Source organism: Novosphingobium sp. Leaf2 (assembly GCF_001421325.1).
Lineage (GTDB): Bacteria > Pseudomonadota > Alphaproteobacteria > Sphingomonadales > Sphingomonadaceae > Novosphingobium.
This window is the reverse complement of the sequence record NZ_LMJY01000012.1, coordinates 474,837-499,347: the sequence shown is the minus strand read 5'-3', so window position 1 is coordinate 499,347 and position 24,511 is coordinate 474,837. Positions and strand designations below refer to the sequence as shown.

Sequence of the window (24,511 nt, the reverse complement as noted above, 5' to 3'; positions counted from 1 at the left end):
CCCGATCTCGCGGGGCATGCGGCCTTTTTCACGCATGCTGCGCCTTACCGCTCCCAACCGGGCCGACGCTATTGCCTTCGTGCTGTTGGCGGGGCTGGCGATGCTGGTCGTGCGCGGCGCGGAGGGGATGGCGGAGCCGCTGTCACGCCTGCGGGTGGAGGCGGTGACGCTCGATCCGGCGATGCTGCCGTATTACGCGCTGCGCACCACGCTGCGCATGTTCGCCGCGCTGTTCGCCTCGCTCGCCTTCACGCTGGTGGTCGCCACGTTGGCCGCGCGCAGCAAGCGGGCCGGCCAGATCATCGTGCCCGCGCTCGACATCCTGCAATCCGTGCCGATCCTGGGCTTTCTGACCTTCACCGTCACGTTCTTCATGGGCCTGTTTCCCGGACGCATCCTGGGCGTGGAACTGGCGGCGGTGTTCGCCATCTTCACCAGCCAGGCATGGAACATGGCGTTCAGCTTCTACCAGTCGCTGCGCTCGGTCCCGTCGGACCTGGACGAAGTGTCGCGCGGCTTTGGTCTTTCACCGGTGCGCCGCTTCCTGCGGCTGGACCTGCCGTTCGCCACCCCCGCGCTGGTGTGGAACATGATGATGTCGATGTCGGGCGGCTGGTTCTTCGTCGTCGCGTCAGAAGCGATCACGGTGGGCAACACCACGGTGACGCTGCCGGGCATCGGCTCGTGGCTGGCGCTGGCGATCGCGCGTGAGGATTTCGTCGCCATCGGCTGGGCGGTCGGCGCTATGGCGGTGGTGATCGTGTTGTACGATCAGCTGGTATTTCGCCCGGTGGTGGCATGGGCCGATCGCTTTCGTTTCGAGCAGACCGCCAGCACCGAACGGCCACGCTCCTGGGCGTTCGACCTGTTTCGCCGCACGCGCCTGCTGCCGCTGCTGCTGGTGCCGTTCACGGCTGCGGGCCGGCTGCTGCTGACGCTCGATCGAGGCCGCCCAGCCGGACTGGCCGCAAAAGCCGATCGCGGCCCCGGCACGTTGGGCAACGCGCTCTGGAGCCTAGCGGTGGCCGCCGCGCTGGCTTGGGCGGCCTGGACCATCGTGGGCTACGTTTCCCGCCACTTGACGCCGGGCGATGCGGTGACCGCGTTCGGTCTGGCGGGGTTGACGATGCTGCGGGTGATCGTGCTGATCGCACTGGCCAGTCTGGTGTGGGTACCGATCGGCGTATGGATCGGCCTGCGCCCCAAATGGGCGGAGCGGCTGCAACCGATCGCGCAATTTCTGGCGGCGTTTCCAGCCAACGTCCTGTTCCCTTTCGCAGTGATCGCCATCGTGCACTGGAAGCTGAGCCCCGGCATCTGGCTTTCGCCGCTGATGATCCTGGGCACCCAGTGGTATATCCTGTTCAACGTAATCGCCGGCGCCAGCGCCATTCCCACCGACTTGCGGGAAGCGGCTGGCATGTTCGGCGTGAAGGGATGGCAATGGTGGCGCCAGGTCGCGCTGCCCGGCGTCTTCCCGTATTACGTTACCGGCGCGCTGACCGCATCGGGCGGATCGTGGAACGCCAGCATCGTGGCCGAAGCGGTATCATGGGGGAATGCGCGGCTGGAGGCAGCGGGGCTGGGCAGCTACATCGCCAAGGCGACTGCAGCGGGCGATTATCCCCGCGTGGCGCTGGGCATCGCCGTCATGTCGATCTTCGTCATCGCTTTCAACCGCCTGTTGTGGCGGCCGCTTTACGCCTTTGCCGAACGCCGCCTGCGGCTCGCCTGATCCTTCCGACCTGAAAGGAGCCTTTGCTCATGGCTACCCACGCAGCAACCCGCACGCTTCTGGAATTGTCCGGCGTGCGCCATCATTACGGCAAGGGGCAGGGCCAGATGCTCGTGCTCGACAATGTCGATCTGACCTTGCGCGAAAACGAGATCGTCGGGCTGCTGGGACGCTCGGGCTCGGGCAAGTCCACGCTCCTGCGCTCCATCGCCGGGCTGCTCCGCCCCGATGAGGGCGATATCCGCTTCATCGCCGACGCTGCTGGCCAGCGCCCCAGCGTCAGCATGGTGTTCCAGACCTTCGCGCTGTTCCCGTGGCTCACGGTGCTGCAGAACGTGGAACTGGGCCTCGAAGCACAGCGCGTGCCGGTCGAGGAGCGCCGCACCCGCGCGCTGGCGGCGATCGACCTGATCGGGCTGGACGGGTTCGAGAACGCGTATCCCAAGGAACTGTCGGGCGGGATGCGCCAGCGCGTGGGGCTGGCCCGCGCCATCGTGGTTGACCCCGCGCTGTTGCTTATGGACGAGCCGTTCTCGGCGCTGGACGTGCTGACGGCGGAAACGCTGCGCACCGACCTGCTGGACTTGTGGTGCGAAGGGCGCATGCCGATCAAGTCGATCCTGATCGTCACCCACAACATCGAGGAAGCGGTGCTGATGTGCGACCGCATCCTGGTGTTTTCGTCCAACCCCGGTCGGGTAGCCGCCGAAATCACGGTGGAGCTGCCCCAGCCGCGTGATCGCCTGGACCCGGCCTTTCGCGCGCTGGTGGACGACATTTATGCGCGCATGACGGCGCGCGCGCCATCGAATCCGGTCAACGAGGGGCTGTTTCCCGGCACCGGAATCGCGATGGTCCTGCCGGTCGTTTCCACCAATGCGCTGGCGGGCCTGATCGAAGAGGTGGACGGCGCGCCGTTCGATGGCCGCGCCAGCATGGCCGACCTTGCCGACCAGCTGCAGCTGGAGGTGGACGAGCTTTTTCCCATTGCCGAAACCCTGCAACTTATGCGCTTTGCCGAGTTGAAGGGCGCTGACATCGCGCTGACCCCGGCCGCCCGCCAGTTCGCGCAGCACACGGTGGACGAGCGCAAGGCCCTGTTCGCGCAGGCGCTGCTGGCGCACGTGCCGCTCGCCCAGCACATTCGCCGCATTCTGGACGAGCGTCCCAGCCACGTCGCCCCGGCCCGCCGTTTCCGCGACGAGCTGGAGGACCACATGTCCCCCGATTACGCCAGCGCGACCCTCACCGCCGTCACCCACTGGGGCCGCTACGCCGAAATCTTCGCCTATCACGAAGACGCCGACCAGTTCAGCTTGGACGATCCGGCTTAGGTGGGCAAATGCAGGGTGGCCGGGGCGGCAAGCTATTGGCCGTAATTGGCCTTTCCGGTTATGTTCCATCTCGGCCCGTTCAAGTCATGACCTCGGGTGCAGAGCAGGCCGATTTTCGCGGAAGCACGGCGCAGGTCTAGGCAAAGGTGCACGTAAACTTGGTATGGCAAGCTAGCCGATCGGGAGGGGGCATGATGCGTCGTGGATTTCAACGGACAAGCCGTCTCACAGCGTTCGGATGCACAACAGTCGTCAGCATCGCCGGATCGGCTGCCTGCCTCCTCGCCGGTGCCCCGGCGTTCGCCGAGGGCACTGCGCCGCGAGCCGCAGTGCTGCCTCCGGTTGTGCATCAGGCGCAGGTGGAGATCAGGGCGCTGAACACGCCTCGCCCCACTCGGGGAAGCGATGGCGCCTTGCATGTCGCTTACGAATTGCGGATCACCAGTTTTCAGGCCGGAAGCGATCTTTTGCGATTGACCAAGCTGCAGGTCTGGCAAGGATCGGACCCGCGCCCGCTGATGACCCTGGAAGGTCGGGCACTTGCCGGGGTTATCGTTCAAACCGGTGACGATGGCGATGCAACAGATGGGGTGCCGATCGCCGCAGGCACGACCAGGACGTTGTTCCTGTGGCTGCGCTTGGCCGCACCGCGAGACGCGACTGCCCTTCGGCACGAACTGACGTTCACGACCGCCCACGGTGTGGTTCAAATCGCTCGTAATGTGCGTATTCCCGTTTCAGCCGTTAAACCTATCGTGATCGCCCCTCCGCTTCGGGCAGGCCCTTGGCTCGCAGCCGAGGGGCCGGGGAACCACCTGTCACACCACTGGGGCGGCATCACCGCCATCGACGGCAAGCTGACCATTCCGCAGCGTTTCGCGATTGACTGGTTCTTGATCGACGATCGCGGCCATGCGTTCAGCGAGGCACGACCGATGCCGTCCGCAACCACGGATGAGGACTGGTTCGGGTATAACCAGGACGTTCTCGCGGTGGCAGATGGCGTCGTCGTGGATGCGAGGGATGGCGTGCCCAACGGGAAACCGCTGGCACCGGTGGCTTCTCCCGACGATCTTACGAGCCGGACGCTGTACGGCAATTTCGTCGTGCTGAAGATCGGCCCAAACGTCTACGCTCATTATGCGCACCTACGCAACGGCTCCGTCACCATGCGGATTGGGCAGCGGGTAAAGCGGGGAACGGTCATCGGCCGCCTTGGTCAGACCGGCGCGGCGGGTGCGCCTCACCTACATTTCCATCTCAGCGACAGTGCCCGGTTCGAGCAGTCGGAGGGACTGTCCTATGTCATCGATAGCTTCGCCCGGATCGGCCACGGATCGATCAACGACATGCTTGACCCGGCTCGCCCGGTTGATTGGCGCTCGAAGAAGACGGACACGGTATCGCTGGGGCTACCGCTGGATGGCGACATCGTCCGTTTCGCCGGATGAAACCATCGCGAAAATGGAGCGATACCGCGATCTTGCAGGGCGTATCGCCTCGCTGGTTTCCGCGCAAAGGTTCGCCCCGATCAGCGCGACGCCGATGACAAAGCCGACGCCACGCGGAAGATTCTCGGCCTCAAAGGTCAGGGTGCTTCGGGCGCGGCCACATGACAAGGCGGGATCAGGAACCGAGCACGCAGACCCTCCACCGGAAACTCTACCGACGCGGTGCCGCCCAGTTCGTCGGGCACCGTGCGTTCGATGATCGCGGCACCCAAGCCGCGATTCGATGGGGGCTGCATGGGCGCCCCACCTTCCTCTCGCCAGTCGATCCTCAGACCACCCTCATCCGTGCGTGCGACATCGACCACGACCTGACCACGCGGGCCCGACAGCGCGCCGTACTTGCACGCGTTGGTCATCAGTTCGTGGATTACCAGCGCCAGCGCGGTGAAGGCACCAGGCGTGATCGTAGCGTCATACCCGGTCAACACCACCCGATCGCGGGTGTCGCCGGAATAGGCGTCGGCCTCGGTGCGGATCAGGTCGTGCGGCGATGCCGGCGACCCGCCCACCCGGGTGACCTGATCATGCGCGCGGGCCAGGGCATGGATGCGGCTGCCCACGATGTCGGCAAACTCGTCAATCGTGCGTGCGCTGTCCTTGCCTTGCATCACCAGACCACGGATCAGGTTCAGGATGTTGCGCACGCGGTGGTTGAGCTGCGCGACCAGTACGTCCTGCTGCTGACTGGCCCGTTCGCGCTCCACATTGACCGCATCTGACAGTTTCAGCACCACTTCGAGCAGCGTCACCCGCAGCAATTCTGCCGCCGCCACTTCGTCCGGGCTCCACGCCTTGGCATGGCCGCGCCGCTCTTCTTTCCAGATGTCGAAGCTTTTGCGCGGCGTCAGGCGCGGGCCGAGCGGGCCGGGCTCGATCTTCTTATCGGGATTGCCCGCCCAATTGACGTCGCGCGTCGCCTCATGCCGGAACAGCACGATATAGTCTCCCGGCGTGCGGCTGACGGGGAGGACCAACATGCCGGCGGCCTTGTCGATCCAGTCCCCGGCGGGCGGATAGAGTGCGGCGATGCTGTCCGCCGCCAGGATTGCCCCGTTGCCTTGCGCGTCCAGAAAGTGAGTGAGGGCGCCGAACTGCGCCTCGTCCGGCGCCGCGCCTTGCGACACGAAGCGGCCATCCACCCGCCCCGCAATGCCATCGAACGCGATGACCTTGGCGATGGACCGGGCAAAATCGTCGAACGTATCCAGCAGCGATCCGCTGCCTACCATGCCGGCCATGATCTCGTCATGCACCCGCATCGACAGCGCCTGCCGCTCAAGCAGGAAATCCGCTTCCTTCTGTTCGAGCAGGTACGCGAAGAATTCGCCGAACAACTCAGCCGCCGTCCTGACCGAATAGGACAGCACCAGCGGCGCATAATGGTGGCAGGCCATCAGCCCCCACAGCTTGCCCCGGCGCATGATCGACACCGACATCGAGGCCTGCACGCCCATGTTGCGCAAGTATTCGATATGGATCGGAGATACCGCGCGCAGGCCGGACATGCTCAGGTCCAGCTGCTCACCTCCCGGCGTATTGTCCGGATAGATCGGGACGGTGGGCTCGCCCACGTCGCTGATGATGCGCAGCAGATTGCGCGCGTAGAGCCTCCGGGCTTGCGCGGGAATGTCCGAGGCGGGGAAATGCAGCCCCTTGAAACTGTCCACCGCGCCGTTCAGGCTTTCGGCCAGCACTTCGCCCGATCCGTCCGCATCGAAGCGGTACACCATCACCCGGTCGAAGCCGGTAAGGGCGCGCAAGTTGCGTGCGGCGCTGGAACACAGCTTCTCGATCGTGCCACACTGGCGCAACCGTTCGATCATCGGGCGGATGTGCGAGATGGTGTCCTGCCGCTTGCCGGATGCGTGCGGCTCCACCTCGATCACGAAGGAGCGACCCGATGCGTGGACGGCGATATCGAAGGTGCGGCCATCGCCCAGCAGATCGAACGCGAACAACCGCTCTACCGCGCCGCCGGGCCCGACGATCTGCAGGCGGGTGCGAATTTCGTGGATGGCATCGGGCGACAGAATTTGCGGCGCGCGCATGCCCACCAGTTCGCGCGCCTCGATGCCGAACAGCGCATCGCAGTTCAGCGACGCATGGTTGACCACCCAGTCGCTGGAAAACGACAGCAGCCAGCCAAAGCTCTGGATCCGGCCGATCGTGTGGATCGGTTCCGCATCGCAGGTGGACAAGTCAACGGGCCGGGCGTCGTCAGCCATGCGCGTTCTGCTTCGCCTCCGAAACAGCCGCTACGGCGCTGGCAAAGGTTTCGAACGCGGCCAATGCGGCCATGCGCGCTGCCGCGATGTCGTCAGGCGAATGCCCGCCCTGCTTGAACAATGGCACCAGGGCTTTCCAGGCTTCCTGCCCTTGCGTGTCGCTCATGTAGGCTGAGCGAAAGCCATGATCCTCGCCCCAGTATCCGTTGTGGCGCAACATGGCCAAGCCAAGCCGAGAGCCGCACACCACATAACCCACGCCGGCCGCGATGCCGGGGCGCGCGGAATCGAGCGGCATTGGCGGCGTGATTACAGGTAACGCATCCGCATCGATACCAAGTTGCCGCAGATCGCCGCGCAGCATGGCAGGGTAATCCGGGCAAGGTAGACCAAGCGCACCTTCTATAAATGCGCAGACTGTCTCGAACAGTCGGTTCAGGCCCATGAAGTGGGCGGACAGGAACCCGATCAACCCCTCTCGCGTCGACAAGTCCAGACGGCCGAACGACACATCGAGCCGCTCATGCGATGCGCCGGTCGATTCCCGCAGCGCCGAGAGCAGGTCTGTGTGGGCGGTTTCGGCTTCGGCTTGCATTGATATGTACCGCAAAAATGCCCGCAGGCGATGGCTGAACGATCCGGCTGTGGCGCCTTTTCAAAACGCGGATTCGTCCAGACTGTTCCGTAGTAACACAATAGCGTCATCCAATTCCGGCGTCTGTGCACTTTTGGCCTAAACTGCGGGGGAACCGCTTCTGCCGAGCGATGTTTTGTTACCCGGCGGCACCTTAAGGCGGGCCGCAGGTGCCAAGGACCGAATATGAGCAGTATCCCGCACGCCACGCCGGCCTCTCGCAGGTCGATCGCCGGAAGCGACCTTCTTTCCGCGTTGCGGCTGGACGATCTGGCGTTGCTGGAACCGCGTCTGAGCGAATGTACGCTTAAGGCCGGAGAGATCATCTACCACCCTGGTGATACGGTAGACTACTGTTATTTTCCCACCGATGGCGCGATGTGTTCCTATTTTGTCGAAATGGAAGATGGCACGGCGGTGGAAACCATTCTGGTCGGTCGCGAAGGCGCGCTTGGCGGGATTGTAAGCCACGGCTCGCTTCCGGCGTATGCGCGCGCCAATGTGCTGCACGAGGGCGTGTTCATGCGCATCACCATGCGCGACCTTGAGGACGCGAAAAGCCGTTCTACCGCGATTGCCCATTTGTTCACCCGCTATGCCGATTGCATGATGGCCCAGGTTTTTCAGTCGATCGCCTGCAACGCGGTGCATACGATCGAGCAGCGCGCGGCGAAATGGCTGGCGTCGGCCGTGGAGCGGATCGGCCGCAACGACGTGACGATGACACAGGAACAGCTGGCCTCGATGATGGGCATCGGCCGCAGCTATGCCAGCCGGGTGCTGCAACGCTTCAAACGTGACGGCATGGTGCGCACGCGGCGCGGCGGCATCGAGGTGCTGGACAAGGCCGGTCTGCGCGAGCGCGCGTGCGTGTGCAATTCCCAGGTCGAGGAGCATTTCCGCAAGGTGCTCGGCGAGGTCTATCCCCAAGGCAACTGATTGTAGCGCCGGCCCGCCCGCAGCAAACCGGCGGCGGAACAGCGCACCGTCAGATCCACGTCAGAAAAGCGCCATCGAACCGCCTTCAAACCTGCGTTTTGCTGTCATGAAGCATCCCTAGCTGTCGGTCCCGCGACTAACGAAGGGGGCTACCATGACAGATCTTTCCCACGCGGCTGCGGCGTATACAGACGGCGGCACCGATACCAACGACTCGATCCAGCCGACGCTGGAAAGCCTTGCTGCCGAGCGCTACTCGCGCCGTCAGGCGATGTTCCGCGGCGCTGGCGCCACTACGATGGCAGTGATGGGCACCAGCCTGATCGCGGCGTGCGGCGATGATGCCAACGGTTCGAGCGTAAGCGTATCCGCCGGGGCCAGCGTGGCTACCAGCGCGGGCCGCGTCGTTACGCTGACGGGCAGCCCGGACAACGGCTATGCTGGCTTTATCACCGGTTGGGCCCAGTCCAGCGGGCCTTCGGTCACGCTGACCGGCTCGGGCAGCACCGTCACTTTCATCGCGCCGGCTGTTTCTGCGGCAACCGACCTTGTGTTTACCTTCAGCGCCAAGTCAGTGGCCGGTGACGTTCGTACCGCCACCACCACGGTGCGCGTCTCGCCCGCGGTACTGGGCTTCACCGCCGTTGCGCACAGCTTGGCCGATGTGGTTGCCGTGCCCTCTGGCTATTCGGTCACCGTCATGACGCGCCTTGGCGATCCGCTCGCCGCGTCCGTTTCGGCGTACGCGAACGATGGCACTGACACCGGCTTCGACCAGCGGGTGGGCGACCATCACGATGCGCTCCATTTCTTCGGTCTGTCCGCTGCCGGCGCGCCCGATGTGAACAGTTCGACGCGCGGCCTGATGGTCGAAAACCATGAGAACATCACCCAGACCTATCTGCATCCCGCCGGCCCCACCACCGTGGGCGGCGCGCGTCCGCAGGCCGAAGCGCTTAAGGAAATCGAAGCGCACGGCGTGTCCGTGGTCGAATACGTCGACAGCGGTGACCGCAAGTGGAGCTATGTCCAGAACAGCAGCTTCAACCGCCGCATCACCCCCAACACGCCAATGGTGTTCACTGGCCCGGCGGCAGGCTCGGCCTATCTCGTCACCGCCTACGGCGCTGACGGCAAAACCGGCCGGGGCACCATCAACAACTGCGCCAATGGCATCACCGGCTGGAGCACGAACCTGACGTGCGAGGAAAACTACGCCGGGTATTTCCGCCGCGATGCCGCTGACGATGCCAAGCGTACGCCGCGCGAACTCGCTTCGCTCCAGCGCAACGGCGTGACCAGCCGCACCGGAAGCTATGGCTGGTCTACCGCATCGTCCACCGACACGCGCTTCACCCGCTGGAACGCCACGATCAGCGGCGCGGCGGCGAAGGACGATTTCCGGTACGAGCCCAATCAGTTCGGCTGGGTGGTAGAGATCGATCCGTACAACCCCGCTTCCACCCCGCGCAAGCGCACCGCGCTGGGTCGTTTCGGCCATGAGGGCGCGTTCGTGCGCATCGCCACCGGCCAGAAGGTGGGCCTGTACATGGGCGACGATTCGCGCGGCGAGTATCTCTACAAGTTCATGTCCGCCACCACCTGGAACGCTGCCGACGCCAATGCCAGCGATCGTCTGGCCATGGGAGACAAGTACCTGGATGCCGGCACGCTGTATGTCGCGCGCTTTAATGCGGACGGCACCGGCACCTGGCTGCCGCTGGTCTACGGTTCGGTGCCGACGCGCGCGGCCAGCGGATCGTATCCCGCCTACACGTTCGAGAGCCAGGCCGACATCTGCGTCAACACTCGGTTCGCGGCGGACGCGCTGGGAGCAACGCCGATGGATCGCCCGGAATGGACGGCGGGCAATCCGGTGACCGGGGAAATCTACCTCACCCTCACCAACTCGAACAACGCCTCGCGCCCGCTTACCGGCACCGATGCGGCCAATCCCCGTTCGTACAACGACCCCAAGGGCACCGCGAACACGGCGCAGACCGGAAACCCCAACGGCCACATCATCCGCCTGCGTGAAGATGGCGACACCACCAGCGCCACCACGTTCAAGTGGGACATCTACCTGTTCGGCGCCGATGCCACCGATGCCGATCCGGTGAACGTCAACATTTCGGGCCTTACGGTCGCGAACGACTTTTCCAGCCCGGATGGCCTGTACTTCTCGCGCTCGACCAGCCCGTCGGGCCAGGTCAATCCGCTGCTGTGGATCGAGACGGACGATGGCGCGCTGACCGATCGCACCAACTGCATGCTGCTGGCGGCGATCCCCGGCAAAGTGGGAGACGGCGGCGCGGTGACGATCACCAACACCAATGGCGGCACCCGCACGCAGGCTACCATCGCAGGCGCCAAGGCTACGGCTGCCAACTTGCGCCGGTTCCTCGTTGGGCCAGTGGATTGCGAGATCACCGGCATCGACATGACGCCCGATGGTCGCACGCTGTTCGTGGGTATCCAGCATCCGGGCGAGGGCGGTACGTATTCCGCGCCGACCAGCCATTGGCCCTACAGCCAGACTGGAACGCCCGGCGCTACCGTGCGCCCGCGCTCCGCGCTGATCGCGATCACCAAGGACGATGGCGGCGTGATCGGCTTGTGAGCCGGTAGTCATGGCGGCCCGTCAGGGCGGATGATCAGGGGAAGGGGCGGCGCCGCGCGGTGTCGCCCTTTCTTAGGTATACCGCAAAGTGCCGCCCGGAACCGGTTGCAAATGCACGCGTTCCATCTTTCAACATGAGCGGCCATGTCGGGTCGCCCGCCCTGAAAGGTGTGCCCCATGAACGTGAAAATCCTGGCGCTGGCATTGGCCGGCACAACATTGTCCCTCAGCGCCTGCGCAACCGACGGGTATGGCGGATACGGCTACTCGTCAGTCGGTTGGGGCACGCCCTACGCGTACGATGGCTATTACGATGGGTTCTACGGGCCCATTTACGATGGCTACTGGGGCCGCGACAATTATTTCTACTATCGCAACCGCGATGGCGATCGTCGCTTCCGTCGTGCGGATCGCAACCACTTCATGCGTCAGGCACCTATGGGGCAGAACCGCTACCAGCCGATGCGCGGCCAGTTCCGTCCGCAGCAGGGCATGCACATGCCCCAGTTCGGCGGCGGGCGCGGCGGACCGGGCAGCCATCGCGGCCACCGCTGAGGCAATTGGCATTCGGGAAAGCGGGCTTGCATCCGGCCCGCCTTTACCAACCCAGGTCGTCGTGCTGAAACGGCCCGCAAGTTGAGCCTTGCATAAAAGGACCAATCGCCAGACCTCTCCGGCTGGTGGCAACACCCTCATGGCGGCTTGCCGTGAGCGGCCAAACCGCGCAAAGACGGTGGCTCATACCTTCAGCCTTCGGAGAACCCACGGCCATGGCCGTCATGATGGACAAAAGCGGCACCGACACCGCGCCCGGCGGATATGTCGACGCACCCGAACTGCGCTACTTCGTGATGGGGCTGTTCTTCATCTTCGGTGGCATCACCAGCCTGAACGACGTGATCATTCCCAAGCTAAAGGAATTGTTCACACTCACCTACACGCAGGCGATGCTGGTGCAGTTCTGCTTCTTCGCCGCTTATGCGCTGATCGGCATCCCCGGTGCCATGCTGGTGCGCAAGGTCGGCTACATGCGCGGCGCCGCGATCGGCCTCATCGTCATGATCGCGGGGTGCCTCGCGTTCATCCCGGCCTCGCAGACTGCCACGTACTGGCTGTTCCTTGCCGCGTATTTCGTGCTGGCCGCCGGCGTGGTGATTGTGCAGGTCGTGTCTAATCCGCTGATCAGCCTGCTGGGCAAGCCGGAGACGACCAGCTCGCGCCTCACTTTCGCGCAGGCGTTCAACTCGCTGGGCACCACGCTTTTCCCAATTGCCGGGTCGGCGCTGATCCTGGGTAGTCTCAGCAAGGTATCCGCCAAGGACTTGTCCGGCGCCGCGCTCGATGCGTACCGCAGCGCGGAGAGCCAGGCGATCGTTTACGGGTATCTGGGCATTGCCGTTGCGCTGGCGCTGGTTGCCGCCGCCGTGTGGATGTTCCGCAATCGCCTGCCCGAGCAGACCCATGCCGATAGCAAGGGCTTTGCCGGATTCAGCCTGCTCAAGCGCCCACGGTTTGGCTACGGCGCCTTGTGCATTTTCCTGTATGTCGGCGCGGAAGTGTCGATCGGGTCGCTGATCGTCAGCTACCTCATGCAGCCGCGCGTCATGGCGCTGGCAGAACAGTCTGCCGGGCACCTCATCTTCGTCTACTGGCTGGGCGCCATGATCGGCCGCTTCATCGGGTCGGCGGCGCTGCGCGTGCTGAACCCCGGTCTTGTGCTGGCCTTCAATGCCTGCGCCGCGATCGCGCTGATTGCCGTGTCCGTCACCACCACCGGGCATGTCGCCGGCTATTCGCTGCTGGCGATCGGCCTGATGAACTCGATCATGTTCCCCACCATCTTTAGCCTGGCGAGCGAAAGGCTGGGCCTGCGCGCGGCAGACGGTTCGGGCATCATCAACGTGGCGATCTGCGGCGGTGCGATCGTGCCGCTCGCGACCGGCGCGATCGCCGATGCCGCAGGGGGCAATCTGGCGGTGGCCCTGGTCCTGCCGGCGGCCTGCTATGCGGTGATTGCCGGGTTCGGCCTATTCGCCCGCAAGCCGGCCCCCCCTGTGGCTGACGAGCCTGTGTTTAGCTGATTGTTAAGCGGGTCGTGCGTATTGTGTTTCGCATGACCCGCCCCGTTCTTGCCCGTCGATCGATGCGCCGCCCGGTTGCCTTGGCGGTGCAGTGCCGCACGCAAAGCGGGATGCGCGATGACGGTCAGATTTCCGACATTTCCGCTGAAGGGTGCTGCCTGCGTATGAACGGGCTGTATTTTCGGGTAGGTACCCGGCTGATCATTCGCCCCACGGGCATGGAAGGCCTGCCCGGTGTGGTGCGGTGGGTAACGCGCGATCTGGCTGGGGTGGAATTCGATCGCCCGCTGTATGGCCCGGTGCTGGACCACATCGCCACGGCTTTTGCCGTCCAGCGCCGCGCCTGAAAGCGCATCAGCCGCGTTTGGCGGTGTCCACCCGTTCACCGGTTACCGGGTAGCCAAGCCCTTCCGGAAACACCAACCAGTCGCCGTCCGGCCGGCTTTGCACCACAGGCTGGATACGCACGACGGGGTAGGCGGCGATCTGCTCCAGCGCATGGGCATGGCTTTCATACAGCGCCAGCCGTTCCAGATTACGGCGGGTCGGGAATATCACCGAAATCTCGCCCCGGTCCGCCATGTCCAGCGCCGTGCCCGCGGTGACCCAGAACAGCCGGGCATTTTCCGTGCCATCCACCTGCAGATCCACCGCGCCGGTGCCAAGGTCGGTCAGGAAAAAGCGCGTGTCGAAGGCGCGGGGCAGAAGGGCCGGACACCAGTGCGCGAAGAGGCACAGCGCATCCAGATCGAGCGTCCAGCCATAGCGTTCCAGCACCGTATCCAGCCGCCCGCTGCCCAGCAGCAGGGCCCGGGCGGCAGCAGCGTCGGCCGCGCTGACAGGGTCGTGCGTGGCGATCAGCAGGCCGGTTTCCTCAAGCGTTTCCCGGATCGCCGCCACGCGGGCGGCGGCAAGCTCCGGGGGCTGCTGCGGTGCCAGACGCTCCGCCAACTCGTAATCGGCAGGGTCCACGCGCCCGCCCGGAAATACCGTGGCACCGCCGGCAAAGCGCATGGCTTGCGCGCGCTGCACCATCAGCAGTTCGGGAGGGCCGCCGCCGGGGGCATTGCGCATAACCACCACGGTGGCCGCGGGCGATACGACCGGGCCGTCCTTCGGCATAGGTTGGTCTGATGGTGCGGTAATCATCATCATGGTCTTGCCGGGAAGGGGGCATACCGCAAGTAGCAATGCCGTCGCCGGCACATGTTGTGTCGGGATCGTTTACACCTGACCTCGGGGAAACCAGCAGTGGGTGACAAGGAATGCCCGCAAATCACGGCAAAATGCGTATTGGCACGCCTCGTGCTTAGAGTAATCCGTACCCGTAGCAGTCCTTGCTAGAGGCGGGGCTGGTTTAGTCTCCCGGTCCCGCCTCCCCGGACATTCATGCAAGGGTATTCCCCCGCCAGCCACGAAAAAGCCCGAGGCGCCAGGCCCCCGGGCTTTCGCAAATTCATCGAACGGTTTCAGGCCTGTGCAGCGATACCGCTGTCGGCCATCAACTGGTGCAGTTCGCCCGCTTCGTACATTTCCATCATGATGTCGCTGCCGCCCACAAACTCACCCTTCACGTACAGCTGGGGGATCGTCGGCCAGTCGGAAAAGGCCTTGATGCCCTGGCGGATCTCCATGTCCTGCAACACGTCCACGCTTTCGTAAGGCACGCCCACGTGTTCCAGGATCGCGATGGCCTGGCTGGAGAAGCCGCACTGCGGGAACAGCGGCGTTCCCTTCATGAACAGCACGACATCGTTGCTTTTCACAATGCTATCGATGCGGGTGTTGACGTCGGACATCTCGTAAACCTTTGGCAAATTGTAGGCTGATCAGTTGGGGACGGCGGTGGTGAGTTGCAAGGCGTGCAGCACGCCGCCCATCCGGCCACCCAGTGCTTCGTAGACCAGCTTGTGCTGGGCCACGCGCGGCTTGCCTGCGAAGGCAGCAGACTCAACGTGCGCAGCATAATGATCACCATCACCGGCAAGGTCGGTGATGGTGACTTGTGCGTCCGGCAGCGCGGCACGGATCAGCGTTTCGATTTCGATGGCAGACATGCCCATGATTTACATCCTTACGTCAGGAACTGGCGGCGCGCTTCGACCTGTTTGGCTTCCAGCATCAGGCGCACTTCGCCTTCGGTCGTGTCCGCGCCCGCCGCGATAATGTCACCCATCAGCTTGCGGATTACGTCCTCGTCGCCGGCTTCCTCGAAGTCTGCCTGCACGACGCCCTTGGCATAGGCTTCGGTTTCCGCCGGAGACAGCTTCATGCGCTGCGCCGCCCATTCGCCCAGCAGGCGGTTCCGGCGGGCCTGGATGCGAAACAGCGTGTCGGCATCATGCGCGAACTGCTCTGCTTCGGCACGCTCGCGGTCCTGGAAACCTGTCATCAGACACCTCGCATGTGAAAAGGCCTCGCAAAAGCAAAGACCGGGCTCGGGTTCTGGCGATAGGCTGCGCGGGGCCGGGGTTCAATCCCGATTCGCGTTATGCCACGCTGGCCGGCGTGCGGGCCAGGAACGGCAAAGCCTCACGCGATCTGGCTTCGTGCGCCGCGATCGCATCTCCCTGCGCCATCGTCAGCCCTACTTCGTCCAGCCCATTGAGCAGGCAGTGCTTGCGAAAAGCGTCCAGTTCGAAGGTGAAGCGATCCTGGAACGGCGTGGTCACGGTTTGCGTATCGAGGTCCACGTCGATCGGGTGGTGCTGTGCCACTTCCATCAGACGGTCGATCGCGTCTTGCGGCAGCGCCACGGTGAGGATGCCGTTCTTGAAGGCGTTGCCGGAAAAGATGTCCGAAAAGCTGGGGGCGATCACGCAGGTGATGCCCATGTCGAGCAAGGCCCAGGCGGCATGTTCGCGGCTGGACCCGCAGCCGAAATTGTCCCCGGCGATCAGGATCGGCGCGCCGGCCCAGCGCGGGTCGGTGAAGACGTTGCCCGGCTCTGCCTTCAGCGCTTCGAACGCGCCCTGGCCCAGGCCTTCGCGCGTGATCGTCTTCAGCCAGTGGGCCGGGATGATGACGTCGGTGTCGACGTTCTTGCGGCCGAACGGGATCGCCTTGCCGGCAACGTGATCGATCGCCTGCATCAGTCGGTCTCGGGCGGATAGTGGGGTGCGGTGCCGGTAGCGGGGGGCTGCTGTCCGGCGGCCTTGCGATCGTTGCGACGCTTGACGAACATCACGGCGGCGGCAACCGCGGCGGAGCCGATGGCGGCGCCGGCGGCAATGGCGGCTTTGGACGCCAGCGAGTTTTCCGAGTCTTTGGACATGGTTTCGATCCTATCAGTTCGCGGCTTCAGCCAAAACAGGCAGATCGCGCACGTCGGTAAGGTGCCCGGTAACCGCCGCGGCGGCGGCCATCGCCGGGCTCATCAGGTGGGTGCGCGCGCCGGGGCCCTGGCGGCCAGTGAAGTTGCGGTTGCTGGTGGACGCGCAGCGTTCGCCGGGCGGCACCTTGTCCGGGTTCATCGCCAGGCAGGCCGAGCAGCCGGGTTCACGCCATTCGATGCCGGCATCGGTGATGATCTTGTCCAGCCCTTCGGCTTCCGCCTGCTGCTTCACGAGGCCAGAGCCGGGCACGATGATCGCCCATTTGACGTTGTCGGCCTTGTGCCGGCCTTTGAGCACGGCGGCGGCGGCGCGAATGTCCTCGATGCGGCTGTTGGTGCAGCTGCCGATGAATACGTTCTGCACTTCCACGTCAGTCAGCCGGGTACCAGGCGTCAGGCCCATGTAGTCCAGGCTCACCTTCACCGCATCGCGCTTGGAGGCGTCCGCGAAGTCTTCGGGGGCGGGCACCACACCGCCGATCGCGGCGGTGTCCTCAGGGCTGGTGCCCCAGGTGACGGTGGGCTGGATGTCCTCGGCGCGGATGAATACCGACTTGTCGAAGACCGCGCCTTCGTCACTCGCCAGGCTTTTCCACCAGGCGACCGCCTTGTCCCAGTCGGCACTTACGGGTGCGTAGGGACGGCCCTTGAGATACGCGAACGTAGTTTCGTCCGGCGCGACGAGGCCGGCACGCGCGCCGCCTTCGATCGACATGTTACACACGGTCAGTCGTCCTTCGACCGACATCTCTGCAAACACGTTGCCGCGATATTCGATGACGTAGCCGGTGCCGCCGGCGGTGCCGATCACGCCGATGATGTGCAGGATCACGTCCTTGGGCGTAACCCCTGCGCCCAACGTGCCTTCCACGCGGATCTCCAGCGTTTTGGACTGCTTGAGCAGCAAGGTTTGCGTGGCGAGCACGTGCTCCACCTCGCTGGTGCCGATCCCGAAGGCGAGGGCACCCACGCCACCGTGGCAGGCGGTGTGGCTGTCACCGCACACGATCGTGGCACCCGGCAGCGAGAAGCCCTGTTCGGGGCCCACGACATGGACGATGCCCTGCTCCACATCGGCATCGCCGATGTAGCGGATCCCGAATTCGGGCGCGTTCACTTCGAGTGCGGCCAACTGCTGCGCGCTTTCGCGATCGGCGATCGGCACGCGGTTGCCGGCGGCATCGCGGCGCGCGGTGGTGGGCAGGTTGTGATCGGGCACCGCGAGCGTAAGGTCAGGGCGGCGCACGGGTCGGCCAGCGGCGCGCAAGGCTTCGAAGGCCTGCGGGCTCGTCACTTCGTGAACGAGGTGTCGGTCGATATAGATGAGGCAGGTTCCATCGTCGCGGCGGTCGACGACATGGGCGTCCCAGATCTTCTGGTAAAGCGTGCGCGGGTGCTGTGTCATGATTATGGGCGAATAGGCGCGCCGGCCCCGCAATTCAAGCGGTGCCGGCGCGCCGTTTCAGGCAATTATCGTTCTGCGGGCAGCAGCGCGGGTTTTAGCCGCGGCGTCCGTCATAATCGCGGCGTTCCATATGCAGGGCCACGCGGACCTGATTCACGCGGGTTTCCAGCATCCGCGTTTCCCGGGCGCTCAAACCATCGCGGGCATACTGCGCATACAGGCGCTGGACTTGGGCGGCCTGATTGCGCAGGCCTGCCGCTTCGCGCGGAGAGATGGTGCGGCGCTGGGCGGCACGGTCGATCTGGGCGCGCAGGCCGGAGATGTCGGCGCGGATGTCGGCATGGCGCATGGTCTGCTGCTGATGGCGCATCGGCTGCGCCATGGCAGGCGCGGCGGCCGACAGGCCAAGGGCGGCGATAAGCGCGGGGGCGACGATCTTGGTGAACTTGCGCATGAGTAACTCCTGTTGCTTCAATCTGATTGTTCGGACGGATGTTGGCGCCGTCTCGATGCATTCAGATTTAAGCCTCCCAAGCTGAACGTCAGCTAGACGACCCGTCGCAGGCGTGTCGACGATTGTAAGAGAGTGTCGCAAGGCCCCGCCCGGCAGGATGACGGGAGGCTTTGTTTGCGCCCGGCTTTGGCGCTATAGCGCTGGCCATGTCGCTGCCTGCCATCATCGTTATCGTTCTTGCCACCGTTGCCGCGATGGAATTCGTCGCGTGGTCCAGCCACAAGTATGTGATGCACGGCTTTGGCTGGGGCTGGCATCGCGATCATCACGAACCGCACAACAACCTGCTTGAGCGCAACGATCTGTATGCGGTGTTCGGCGCAGGGCTGAGTATCGCCATGTTCGCCCTGGGATCACCGCTGGTGATGGGTGCATCGGCGTGGGCGCCGGGCACTTGGATCGGGCTGGGCGTGCTGATCTATGGTGTCATCTACACGCTGATCCACGACGGGCTGGTCCACCAGCGCTATTTCAAATGGGTGCCCAAGCGCGGCTACGCCAAGCGGCTGGTGCAGGCCCACAAGCTGCATCACGCCACGATCGGCAAGGAGGGCGGGGTCAGCTTCGGGTTCGTGGTGGCGCGCGACCCGGCGCAGTTGAAGCGCGAACTGAAGGTCCAGCGCGAACGCGGCATCGCGGTGCTGCGCGACGCGGTAGAGGATCGCTAAGCGACCGATATATTGCGTATGATTGCAAGGGGCGGCAACCTGCCCCGCGCATGGCACCTTTCATCCTGCGGGTGCACGTTTACCTATTCCCATGCAGGACAAGAAGGATACGTTAGTATGCGAGCCACCGGGAGGGCGTTGTCCCCCTTGCGCCCTCCCAACCGGCTGCTCCTTCGATCATTGATATGACGCAACGCCGGGTTCTTGCGGCTACTCGGCGCGGGTCCAGATCCACGGGCCGATGATCGCCAGCACGGCGACGGGGATCAGCGTCCACCATCCGCCCAGCGTGAACCACACCGCAGGAATGCTCAGGCTCATCGAGGCGATGGCGGCGATCTTGCCCTTGCGGCTTACCGCGCGCCGATCGCGCCAAGCGCGCAAGTGGGTGCCGTAGATCGGGTGCTGGTATAGCCGCTCCGCCCAGGCCGGATGGCTTTTGGAAAAGCACCACGCCGCCAGCAGGTAGAACACCACCGTGGGCAGCAAGGGCAGGAAAATGCCCAGCGTGCCCAGCCCGACGAAGAACGCGCCGCCCGCAATCCAGAGCGGCCGGCTAATCCGGCGCATAGCGCGCAGCCGTCTCCCGGATCAGGGCGATCATGTTGGGGATGCCTTGCGTGCGGTTGGACGACAGCTGGTTGCCCAGGTCGAACGGGGCCAACGCGGCGGCAATGTCGGTCTGCGCCACGGTGCTGGCGGGCCGGTCTTGCACGGCAGCGATCACCAGCGCGACGATGCCCTTGGTGATGGCCGCGTTACTGTCCGCCAGAAGGTGGAGCGTGCCATCCTCGCGCGCGGTGGGATAGACCCACACGCTGGCCGAACAGCCGCGCACTTTGGTGGCGTCGGTCTTGAGCGCATCGGGCATCGCGTCCAGTTCGCGGCCCAGTTCGATCAGCAGACGATACCGCTCGTCGCCATCGAGAAACTCGTATTCTTCGCGGATATCGTCCAGGGATCGCATAGCCGGCATTTAGGGGCGGAAGCGCCAAGGGCAAGGGGAACATTGCCTCCAACGCCGGTTGGTGTCAGGGATTTGCGCATGACCGAGCCGCATGACCCGTCCTCCGCCACGCAGCATCCGTTCTTCGCGATGCACGACCATGGCTTCGTGCGCGTGGCCGCCGCCACCCCGCGCGTGCGCACCGCCGATGTCGCGTTCAATTGCGATGCGGTGCTGGAACATGCGCGCGCCGCGCACCAGCGCCATGTCGACCTGCTGGTGTTTCCCGAGCTATGCCTGTCCTCCTACGCGATCGACGACCTGCATCTGCAAGGCGCGATGATCGATGCGGTGGAAGCCGCGCTGGCCACCATCGTGAAAGCCAGCGCCGACCTGTCGCCAGTGCTGCTGGTGGGCGTGGCGCTGGCGCGCAAGGGCCGGCTGTACAACTGCGCGGCGGTGATCGCGCACGGGCGGCTGCTGGGCGTGGTGCCCAAATCCTACCTGCCCAATTACCGCGAGTTCTACGAAAAGCGCTGGTTCGCCAGCGGCAAGGCGATCCGCAATGCCACCATCGCGGTAAACGGGCAGGAGGTGCCGTTCGGCGTCGATCTGGTGTTCGCGTCGGACGTGCTGGCCAACTTCCGCTTCTTCGTGGAGATCTGCGAGGATGTCTGGGCGCCCACGCCGCCAAGTTCGCTGGGCGCGATGGCCGGGGCAACGATCCTGTGCAACCTGTCGGCCTCCAACATCGTGATCGGCAAGTCGGACGAGCGGCACTTGCTGTGCCGCTCGCAATCGGCGCGGGCGATGGCGGCGTATGTCTATTGCGCGGCGGGGCACGGGGAAAGCACCACCGATCTGGCCTGGGACGGGCAGGGCATCGTCTACGAACTGGGTGACATCCTCGCCGAATCGGAGCGTTTCGCGCTGGAGCCGCAGATGTGCATCGCCGATGTGGACTGCGATCGCATCGTGATGGACCGCATGCGCGTGCCCACCTTCAACGACGCAGCGGACCTTGCCGGCCATCCGCAGGACACCTTCCGCACCGTCACCTTCCGGCACGCGCCGGCGGGCGGCGACATCGGCCTGCTGCGCGCCGTCAGCCGCTTCCCCTTCGTGCCTGCCCGTGCCGACAAGCTGGATGCGGACTGCTACGAGGCGTTCAACATCCAGGTGGACGGGCTGATGCGCCGGATGGAATCGACGCAGGCAAAGTCGATGGTGATCGGCATTTCCGGCGGGCTGGATTCCACTCATGCGCTGATCGTTGCAGCCCGCGCGTGCGACCGGCTGGGCCTGCCGCGCTCCACCATCCGGGGTTACACGATGCCCGGCTTCGCCACCAGCGATGGCACCAAGGCCAACGCCTGGAAGCTGATGGAGGCGGTGGGTATCACCGCGGCGGAGATCGACATTCGCCCGGCGGCCACCACCATGCTGGAGGATATCGGCCATCCCTTCGGCAAGGGCGAGCCGGTCTATGACGTTACGTTCGAGAACGTGCAGGCGGGGCTGCGCACCGATTACCTGTTCCGCCTGGCGGGCCAGCATTCCGGCTTCGTGATCGGGACGGGGGACTTGTCCGAGCTGGCGCTGGGGTGGTGCACCTATGGCGTGGGTGACCAGATGAGCCATTATGCGGTGAACGCGGGCGTGCCCAAGACGCTGATTCAGTACCTCATCCGCTGGTGCGCGACGACCGACCAGTTCAGCGCCGACACCGAACGCACGCTGCTGGCGATCCTGGATACCGAAATTTCGCCCGAACTGGTGCCGGCCGGCGCGGACGGCGCGATCCAGAGTACGGAAAGCCGGATCGGCCCGTACGAATTGAACGATTTCTTCCTGCACCACGTGGTCCGCTTCGGCCAGAAACCGTCCAAGGTGGCGTTCCTGGCGTGGCATGCCTGGCGCGATGCAGCGGTGGGCACCTGGCCCGCGGGCTTCCCGCACGAACGCCGCAACGCCTACGATCTGGCGACGATCCGTTCGTGGCTGGAGAAATTCCTCCAGCGCTTCTTCGCCTTCAGCCAGTTCAAGCGCTCCGCCATCCCCAACGGGCCGAAAGTTTCCTCCGGCGGCGCACTCAGCCCGCGCGGAGACTGGCGCGCCCCCTCCGATGCCAGCGCGGCGGTGTGGCTGGCCGAACTGGACGCAAGGGTGCCGCGATAACGCGCACGGCCCGGCGCCCGCTGGCGAATGCGGGATAACGCCGGGGACTGGCGCAAGGGCCGAAACGAACATCGGGCCGGCGTCGGGGCGTCCTGTGCGGGACGCGAGGGGGGAGCTTCTGCGTGCGAACAACCGGGTAAGAGCTTTCACAGCCCGGCTCGATCCTGACGGAACGGTTCGTCGGGGCGGCGGCGTGGATTCGCAAGACGGCCCACGACGCCGGCCCGATACACCGCCGTGCCTAAAGCGCTCAAGGCCTGGCAGATGGCGGGGCTTATAACCAAAATGGTTATAATTGGGCGTTTATGTACTTTACAAACCCGCCATGTTGGCGATGAGCCTGTAGAGGCTCGTTAAGGCAGTAGCGCCCCATAGGCACATGAACAGCCAGTACCAGAACGGGTGCCGGGCGCGGCTTACATCAAACGACCTGAGCCCCGTCACCCGGTCGGCCAAGCCTTGGTAGGTTAGTCCTCCCCCCACCAGGAGGGCAAGAACATAAGCTGCTGTTGGCGTTTGCTCAGTCAGCTGGCTTCTCCACCGGCTTGTGCTTGGCGATCCTAGCCAGCTTCTCTCTGAAGCGCTTAGGATCGTGGTCCGTCTCTAGCTAGTGGGCGGCTTACTTGAACCTGTCGAGTTGGGATTGTCTCAGGTCGGGCATGAGAACAAACTATCTAGTCCATAATTGCCTATAATTGTCAAGTGGGGCCAGTTACGCGAAAACGCCCGCCGGATCGCTCCGACGGGCGTTTCGTGTGTTTGCCGGCGGTGCGCGTCAGCGCAGGCGGACGGGCACGAACATCGCGGGCTGGCCGCGTGGTTGCACGCGCAGCAGGATGGCGCTCCGGTTTTCGGCCTTGGCGGCATTCACCGCCGCAGTCAGGTCCGCCTGCGTGGCGACGGGGCGACCGTTCGCCTGCAGGATGATGAACCCGCGCTGGAAGCCCTTCTGGCCCGCATCCGAATTGGGATCGACGGCCACGATGACGACGCCGCGCGTACCTTCGGCGGCGCCGAGCTGGCGCGCGATCGTGGGTGTCAGCGGAATGACCGACAGGCCCAGCGCCTTTTCGGCGACGCCCTGTTGCTCCTGCTTGCTGGGCGAATCGCTGAACGAATCGTCGTCCTGATCGGCGTTGGGATCGAAAGCCTGCGCCAGTTGATCTTCAGCCGGCCGCTTGGCGACGGTGGCATTCAGCGTCATGCGGCGGCCGTTGCGAATAACCTCGATCGGGATGGTGGTGCCCGGCGCGGTATTGGCCACGATGTACGAAAGCGTCTGGTCGCGGGTGACTTCCTTGTTGGCCACTTTGACCACCACGTCGCCGCCCTGGATGCCGGCCTTCGCGGCAGCGCCGCCCGGCTCGACGGACTGAATGAATTCGCCCTTGTTGTGCTCGATACCCAACGAATCCGCCAGATCCTCATTGATCGGCTGGATCCGCACGCCAAGGTAGCCGCGCTCGATCGCCTGGCCGCTCATCAGCTTCTGCACGATGGGCGCGGCGGTCTCCGCAGGGATCGCAAAGCCGATGCCCACGCTGCCGCCGGTGGGCGAGAAGATGGCGTTGTTGATGCCGATCACCTGGCCCTTCATGTCGAACATCGGGCCGCCCGAATTGCCCCGGTTGATCGCCGCGTCGGTCTGCAGGTAGCGGTCGTACGCGCCGCCCGCGCCGGTGTTGCGATAGACGGCGGAGATGATGCCGGCGGTCACCGTGCCGCCAAGGCCGAACGGGTTGCCGATGGCGATCACCCAGTCACCTACGCGGGCATTGCGCGAATCGCCGAACTTGACGAACGGCAGCGGCTTGGGCGCGCTGATCTTGAGCACGGCCAGGTCCGATGCAGCGTCCTTGCCGATCAGCTTGGCGGGATACTCCGCACCGTCAGGCATGGTGATCGTGATCGATTCCACCTGGCCCTTGCCCTCGGCGGTGATGACGTGATTGTTGGTCACCACATAGCCGTCGGACGATACGATGAAGCCCGATCCCAGCGACTGCGCCTCGCGCGTCTGCGGGGTGCCGCCACCGCCGCCGCCGCCCTGGCCGCCGAACAGCCCTTCGAAGGGCGTGCCGGCGAAGGGGTTGGCGCCGCCGCCGCCCTGAACCTGAACCTTCTGGCGCGTGGAGATATTGACGACAGCGGGTTGCAGCTGCGCGGTGAGGTCGGCGAACCCGGCGGGCGCGCCGGCGCGCGGCACGACGCGGGAAATTTCGCTGGCTTCATTCTGAGCCACCTGCGCGCCTGCGGGGTAACCGGTGACGAGGGTGGCGGTGGCGCCTCCAAGCAGGAGCGCTGTGGTCAGTCCATAAGCGTATCGCACGGGCTTCACGTCCTTTGATTCCTCCGTCTCGGCAGTATGGGGGCCGGGTTTCCCGCGA

Annotated in this window: 23 protein-coding genes; 10 read left to right on the top strand and 13 right to left on the bottom strand. The window is 64.8% G+C overall.

What is annotated here, in order from left to right; translation table 11 throughout:
• Window positions 1-34: 34 nt before the first annotated feature.
• The 3 genes from ASE49_RS09015 to ASE49_RS09005 all read left to right on the top strand — a co-directional run bounded on the left by ASE49_RS09015 (window position 35) and on the right by ASE49_RS09005 (window position 4,520).
• Window positions 35-1,735 (top strand): ABC transporter permease, encoded by a 1,701-nt coding sequence (locus ASE49_RS09015; protein WP_235522901.1) that lies wholly within the window; start codon window positions 35-37, stop codon window positions 1,733-1,735.
• A 29-nt stretch (window positions 1,736-1,764) separates the two neighbouring features.
• The gene (locus ASE49_RS09010) at window positions 1,765-3,069 is read left to right on the top strand and encodes an ABC transporter ATP-binding protein (protein ID WP_056770723.1); all 1,305 of its coding nucleotides are present in this window, start codon (window positions 1,765-1,767) and stop codon (window positions 3,067-3,069) included.
• Window positions 3,070-3,398: 329 nt separating this feature from the next.
• The gene (locus ASE49_RS09005; protein ID WP_056770719.1) at window positions 3,399-4,520 is read left to right on the top strand and encodes a M23 family metallopeptidase; all 1,122 of its coding nucleotides are present in this window, start codon (window positions 3,399-3,401) and stop codon (window positions 4,518-4,520) included.
• 137 nt (window positions 4,521-4,657) lie between these two features.
• Here the strand turns inward: ASE49_RS09005 and ASE49_RS09000 are convergent, their stop codons facing one another.
• Entirely contained in the window at window positions 4,658-6,805 is a 2,148-nt protein-coding gene (locus ASE49_RS09000) for an HWE histidine kinase domain-containing protein (protein WP_082456368.1), read from the bottom strand.
• Window positions 6,798-7,400, bottom strand: a complete 603-nt coding sequence (locus ASE49_RS08995) for a hypothetical protein (RefSeq protein WP_056770717.1) — start codon at window positions 7,398-7,400, stop codon at window positions 6,798-6,800. The genes ASE49_RS09000 and ASE49_RS08995 overlap by 8 nt, the downstream gene beginning before the upstream one ends.
• 225 nt (window positions 7,401-7,625) lie before the next feature.
• Between ASE49_RS08995 and ASE49_RS08990 the strand changes: the two genes are divergently transcribed.
• The 5 genes from ASE49_RS08990 (at window position 7,626) to ASE49_RS08970 (ending at window position 13,426) form a co-directional block, all read left to right on the top strand.
• Complete coding sequence (locus ASE49_RS08990) at window positions 7,626-8,378, top strand: Crp/Fnr family transcriptional regulator (protein WP_056770714.1); 753 nt, start codon at window positions 7,626-7,628, stop codon at window positions 8,376-8,378.
• Window positions 8,379-8,532: 154 nt separating this feature from the next.
• Window positions 8,533-10,998 (top strand): PhoX family protein, encoded by a 2,466-nt coding sequence (locus tag ASE49_RS08985; protein ID WP_056770710.1) that lies wholly within the window; start codon window positions 8,533-8,535, stop codon window positions 10,996-10,998.
• Window positions 10,999-11,175: 177 nt separating this feature from the next.
• Window positions 11,176-11,553: a hypothetical protein gene (locus ASE49_RS08980; RefSeq protein WP_056770707.1), complete on the top strand. Its 378-nt coding sequence runs from the start codon at window positions 11,176-11,178 to the stop codon at window positions 11,551-11,553.
• A gap of 215 nt (window positions 11,554-11,768) precedes the next feature.
• Window positions 11,769-13,079 (top strand): sugar MFS transporter, encoded by a 1,311-nt coding sequence (locus ASE49_RS08975; RefSeq protein WP_056770702.1) that lies wholly within the window; start codon window positions 11,769-11,771, stop codon window positions 13,077-13,079.
• Window positions 13,080-13,111: 32 nt separating this feature from the next.
• Window positions 13,112-13,426, top strand: a complete 315-nt coding sequence (locus tag ASE49_RS08970) for a PilZ domain-containing protein (RefSeq protein ID WP_056770699.1) — start codon at window positions 13,112-13,114, stop codon at window positions 13,424-13,426.
• A 7-nt stretch (window positions 13,427-13,433) separates the two neighbouring features.
• On the opposite strand, the gene ASE49_RS08965 is transcribed toward ASE49_RS08970, so the two are convergent.
• From ASE49_RS08965 to ASE49_RS08930, 8 genes are all read right to left on the bottom strand, one after another.
• Window positions 13,434-14,201, bottom strand: coding sequence for an NUDIX hydrolase (locus ASE49_RS08965; protein ID WP_235522900.1), 768 nt, complete (start codon window positions 14,199-14,201; stop codon window positions 13,434-13,436).
• Between the two features lie 347 nt (window positions 14,202-14,548).
• Window positions 14,549-14,878 carry a Grx4 family monothiol glutaredoxin gene (grxD, locus tag ASE49_RS08960; RefSeq protein WP_056770694.1) on the bottom strand — a complete coding sequence of 110 codons (330 nt, stop codon included), beginning with the start codon at window positions 14,876-14,878 and terminating at the stop codon, window positions 14,549-14,551.
• Window positions 14,879-14,908: 30 nt separating this feature from the next.
• Window positions 14,909-15,142 (bottom strand): BolA/IbaG family iron-sulfur metabolism protein, encoded by a 234-nt coding sequence (locus tag ASE49_RS08955; RefSeq protein ID WP_056770690.1) that lies wholly within the window; start codon window positions 15,140-15,142, stop codon window positions 14,909-14,911.
• A gap of 11 nt (window positions 15,143-15,153) precedes the next feature.
• Complete coding sequence (locus ASE49_RS08950; protein ID WP_056770687.1) at window positions 15,154-15,471, bottom strand: DUF1476 domain-containing protein; 318 nt, start codon at window positions 15,469-15,471, stop codon at window positions 15,154-15,156.
• Between the two features lie 97 nt (window positions 15,472-15,568).
• Window positions 15,569-16,171: a 3-isopropylmalate dehydratase small subunit gene (leuD, locus tag ASE49_RS08945; protein WP_056770683.1), complete on the bottom strand. Its 603-nt coding sequence runs from the start codon at window positions 16,169-16,171 to the stop codon at window positions 15,569-15,571.
• The gene (locus ASE49_RS08940) at window positions 16,171-16,353 is read right to left on the bottom strand and encodes a hypothetical protein (protein ID WP_056770679.1); all 183 of its coding nucleotides are present in this window, start codon (window positions 16,351-16,353) and stop codon (window positions 16,171-16,173) included. The genes leuD and ASE49_RS08940 overlap by 1 nt, the downstream gene beginning before the upstream one ends.
• A gap of 13 nt (window positions 16,354-16,366) precedes the next feature.
• Window positions 16,367-17,818, bottom strand: a complete 1,452-nt coding sequence (gene leuC, locus ASE49_RS08935) for a 3-isopropylmalate dehydratase large subunit (RefSeq protein WP_056770677.1) — start codon at window positions 17,816-17,818, stop codon at window positions 16,367-16,369.
• A 94-nt stretch (window positions 17,819-17,912) separates the two neighbouring features.
• Window positions 17,913-18,272 carry a hypothetical protein gene (locus ASE49_RS08930; RefSeq protein WP_056770674.1) on the bottom strand — a complete coding sequence of 120 codons (360 nt, stop codon included), beginning with the start codon at window positions 18,270-18,272 and terminating at the stop codon, window positions 17,913-17,915.
• A 206-nt stretch (window positions 18,273-18,478) separates the two neighbouring features.
• Here ASE49_RS08930 and ASE49_RS08925 point away from each other — a divergent pair, with 206 nt between their 5' ends.
• On the top strand, window positions 18,479-19,000 hold the full coding sequence (locus ASE49_RS08925) for a sterol desaturase family protein (protein WP_056770670.1): 522 nt from the start codon (window positions 18,479-18,481) through the stop codon (window positions 18,998-19,000).
• Between the two features lie 210 nt (window positions 19,001-19,210).
• Here ASE49_RS08925 and ASE49_RS08920 read toward each other — a convergent pair whose 3' ends face one another.
• Both ASE49_RS08920 and ASE49_RS08915 read right to left on the bottom strand, forming a co-directional pair.
• Entirely contained in the window at window positions 19,211-19,570 is a 360-nt protein-coding gene (locus ASE49_RS08920; protein WP_056770666.1) for a YbaN family protein, read from the bottom strand.
• Window positions 19,557-19,967 carry a SufE family protein gene (locus ASE49_RS08915; protein WP_056770663.1) on the bottom strand — a complete coding sequence of 137 codons (411 nt, stop codon included), beginning with the start codon at window positions 19,965-19,967 and terminating at the stop codon, window positions 19,557-19,559. Before ASE49_RS08915 ends, ASE49_RS08920 begins: the two co-directional genes overlap by 14 nt.
• A 78-nt stretch (window positions 19,968-20,045) precedes the next feature.
• Between ASE49_RS08915 and ASE49_RS08910 the strand changes: the two genes are divergently transcribed.
• Window positions 20,046-22,124 carry an NAD(+) synthase gene (locus ASE49_RS08910; RefSeq protein ID WP_056770660.1) on the top strand — a complete coding sequence of 693 codons (2,079 nt, stop codon included), beginning with the start codon at window positions 20,046-20,048 and terminating at the stop codon, window positions 22,122-22,124.
• Between the two features lie 775 nt (window positions 22,125-22,899).
• Here the strand turns inward: ASE49_RS08910 and ASE49_RS08905 are convergent.
• The gene (locus tag ASE49_RS08905; RefSeq protein ID WP_235522916.1) at window positions 22,900-24,453 is read right to left on the bottom strand and encodes a Do family serine endopeptidase; all 1,554 of its coding nucleotides are present in this window, start codon (window positions 24,451-24,453) and stop codon (window positions 22,900-22,902) included.
• Between the last annotated feature and the right edge of the window lie 58 nt (window positions 24,454-24,511).